A 3,162-nucleotide genomic window follows, 5' to 3' on the forward strand; every position below is an offset into this window, starting at 1 on the left:
GTGCCGGTGCTGGCCAATGTCCGGCCGAGCGGCGATACCTATCTGATGGAAGATTTCTACTACGCCGGCGGGCTGCCCGCGCTGATGAACCGCATCCGCGAGCATCTGCATCTCGACTGCGTCACGGCGAACGGCAAGACGCTCGGCGAGAACATCGAAGGTGCCGAGATCTATAATGACGATGTCATCCGCTCCGTCGCCAACCCGATCTACAAGGAGGGTGCGCTTGCGGTGTTGAAGGGCAATCTTGCGCCCGATGGCTGCGTCATCAAGCCGTCCGCCTGCGACCCGCGCTTCCTCAAGCATACCGGGCCGGCGCTGGTGTTCGACGACTATCCGTCGATGAAGAAGGCGATCGACGATCCCGATCTCGACGTCACGCCGGACCACGTGCTGATCCTGCGCAATGCCGGACCGCAAGGTGGCCCCGGCATGCCGGAATGGGGCATGCTGCCGATTCCGACCAAGCTCGTGAAACAGGGCGTGCGCGACATGGTGCGGCTGTCGGACGCGCGGATGAGCGGCACCAGCTATGGCGCCTGTATCCTGCATGTATCGCCGGAGGCTTATATCGGCGGTCCGCTGGCGCTGATCAGGAATGGCGACCGCATCACGCTCGACGTCGCCGCGCGCACGATCAATCTCGATGTGCCGGCGGAAGAGCTGGCGCGCCGCCGCGCCGCATGGAAACCACCGGCACCGCGCTTCGAGCGCGGCTATGGCTGGATGTTCGCCCGCCACATCAAGCAGGCCAATGAAGGTTGCGATTTCGACTTCCTGGAAACCGGCTTCGGCGCGCCGGTCGGCGAGCCTGTGATTTATTAGTTGCTCAACCGTCATTCCGGGGCGATGCGCCAGCATCGAACCCGGAATCTCGAGATTCCGGGTTCAGGCTTCGCCTGCCCCGGAATGACGATCAGAGAGATAGCAGCATGACCAAACTCAGCAACGCCACCCGCAACAAATTCAAGACCATCTCCACCGCGACGGTCGCGACCGCGCTGTTTAAGCGCGGCCTGCGCGTCCAGTGTATCCAGGGCGTTCGCCCGTTGAATCCGGAGCAGCCGACGATGGTCGGCGAGGCCTTCACGCTGCGCTACATTCCCGCACGCGAAGATCTCAACAAGCTCGATGTGTTCCGCGATCCCGCGCATCCGCAGCGCAAGGCGGTCGAGGAATGTCCGCCGGGCGCGGTGCTGGTGATGGACAGCCGCAAGGACGCGCGGGCTGCATCCGCCGGTGCAATCCTGGTCAGCCGCTTGCATCAGCGCGGCGTCGCCGGCGTCGTCACCGATGGCGGCTTCCGCGATTCCGGCGAGATCGCCAGGCTCGGCATCCCCGCCTTCCACCGGCGACCGAGCGCCCCCACTAATCTGACGTTGCATCATGCGATCGAGATCAATGGCCCGATCGCCTGCGGCGATGCGCCGGTATTCCCCGGCGACCTCATCCTCGGTGACGCCGACGGCGTCGTCGTCATCCCCGCGCACCTCGCGGATGAGATCGCGGACGAGACGTTCGAGATGACCGCGTTCGAGGATTTCGTGGCGGAAGAGGTGGCAAAGGGCCGCTCCATCGTCGGGCTCTATCCGGCGACGCAGGAACAGACGCTGACCGATTTTGCGGCGTGGCGGAAGAAGAACGGCCGGTAATTCCAGCCCCAACTGTCGTCCCGGACAAGCGAGCAAAGCGAACGCCGATCCGGGACCATAGCCATCGGCAGGCGTTTTCCGGAGAACGCGCGCTCCAGCGTGTCCAACAACGAGCAGCGGTGGCTATGGATCCGGGGTTGCGCTTCGCTTGCCCGGGACGACAGCTGTGTCTGCATCGAGCTGCCTGCGTCTTACTACGAACTCGCAACAGCCTCGGCGGAACAGCCTGCATACGTCCGCGCTTCCTCGCCCGAGATCATGCGGTTTCGCTCACGTGCGTGCGGGCTATGCGGTCTCCTTCCGCGCCACCAGGCGGCTGTTCTCCTTGGTGACGCAGACGGCGAAGTCGAAGCGGTCGATATCCAGCGCGATGTCGAGATCCCTGGGGTGCAGATGCGGCTTGGCCGGGTCGGCGAAGTCCGGAATCTGCGGGCCGGCCAAAATCACCTCGCGCGTGCCGGTGATGCTGCCAGGCCGTCCCTGCAGCAGATTGCGCAGATGGATCGCGCAGAGATCGTCTTCGTCAGTTCGCACCTTGCCGTCGAGTCCCATCCCGACCAGCGTCACCTGTTCCGGCCCATGTGCGCGCAGCACGCGCGTCAACGCCCTCGCCGTCACCAGCGAACCCGCATAAAGCCTTGTCGCCTGCTTCGCCGTGACGATGCCTTGCGTGCCGGCGCTGGTGCGCTGGATGATGGTCTTGCCGGCGAGATCGGCCTGCGACGCTTCGAACGGCGAGTTGCCGAGATCGAAACCATCAGGCTTGATGCCGCCGACCTCGCCCATGCAGATCTGGCCGATGCCGGCATCGCGCAGGTGCATCGCTTCCTCGACGCCGCCGACCACGATGATCTCATTGGCGCCGCGCGACAACGCCACCGCCGCGGTGGTGAAGGCACGAAAGACGTCGATGATGACGACCGCGCCTGTTGCGCGCGCGGCGCCTTCCAACAGGCTGTCGACGCGAACCTGCATCACGCGCCCTTGTCCGTCAGCCCGGCGGCCCACAGCGCGAATGCGTAGACGATCGCGACCTCGTCGAGCCGGTTGAAGCGGCCCGAGGCCCCGCCATGGCCCGCGCCCATATTGGTGCGCAGCAGGATCGGCCCGCCTGATGTCATGGTGGCGCGCAACCGCGCGACCCATTTCGCCGGCTCCCAATAGGTGACGCGGGGATCGGTGAGGCCTGCCATCGCCAGGATCGCCGGGTAGGGTTTTGCGGCGATGTTGTCATAGGGCGAGTAGGACAGGATGGTGCGGAAGTCCGCCTCGCTCTCGGTGGGATTGCCCCATTCCGGCCATTCCGGCGGCGTCAGCGGCAGCGAGTGGTCGAGCATGGTGTTGAGCACGTCGACGAACGGCACCTCGGCGACGATACCCGAAAACAGTTCGCCGGCGCGATTTGCGACCGCGCCCATCAGCATGCCGCCAGCGCTGCCGCCATGGCCGACGATGCGCTTCTCGCTGGTGTAGTTCGCTGATATCAACGCGCGGGCACAGGCCGCGAAAT

General features: G+C 65.1%; 4 protein-coding genes. 2 read left to right on the forward strand and 2 right to left on the reverse strand.

Features of this window, described 5'->3' with window-relative positions; all coding sequences use genetic code 11:
• Together WA702_RS27910 and WA702_RS27915 are read left to right on the forward strand one after the other, a co-directional pair.
• Positions 1 to 825, forward strand: an 825-nt coding sequence (locus WA702_RS27910) for a dihydroxy-acid dehydratase (RefSeq protein WP_425113766.1), incomplete at its 5' end; no start/stop codon positions are given.
• Positions 826 to 932: 107 nt separating this feature from the next.
• Positions 933 to 1,652 (forward strand): ribonuclease activity regulator RraA, encoded by a 720-nt coding sequence (locus tag WA702_RS27915; RefSeq protein ID WP_425113767.1) that lies wholly within the window; start codon positions 933 to 935, stop codon positions 1,650 to 1,652.
• A 285-nt stretch (positions 1,653 to 1,937) separates the two neighbouring features.
• Here the strand turns inward: WA702_RS27915 and WA702_RS27920 are convergent, their stop codons facing one another.
• Positions 1,938 to 2,627, reverse strand: a complete 690-nt coding sequence (locus WA702_RS27920) for a 2-phosphosulfolactate phosphatase (protein WP_425113769.1) — start codon at positions 2,625 to 2,627, stop codon at positions 1,938 to 1,940.
• Positions 2,627 to 3,162: prolyl oligopeptidase family serine peptidase (locus tag WA702_RS27925; RefSeq protein WP_425113768.1), on the reverse strand; the 536-nt coding region annotated here is incomplete at its 5' end. The genes WA702_RS27920 and WA702_RS27925, both read right to left, overlap by 1 nt.

Origin of the sequence: Bradyrhizobium sp. (assembly GCF_049798375.1) — a bacterium.
Classification (GTDB): domain Bacteria; phylum Pseudomonadota; class Alphaproteobacteria; order Rhizobiales; family Xanthobacteraceae; genus Bradyrhizobium.

What these genes read in the sequence shown, in the direction of transcription:
- WA702_RS27915 (WP_425113767.1), top strand. Translation starts at nt 933, where the DNA reads ATGACCAAACTCAGCAACGCCACCCGCAACAAATTCAAGACCATCTCC.
- WA702_RS27920 (WP_425113769.1), bottom strand. Translation starts at nt 2,627, where the DNA reads ATGCAGGTTCGCGTCGACAGCCTGTTGGAAGGCGCCGCGCGCGCAACA.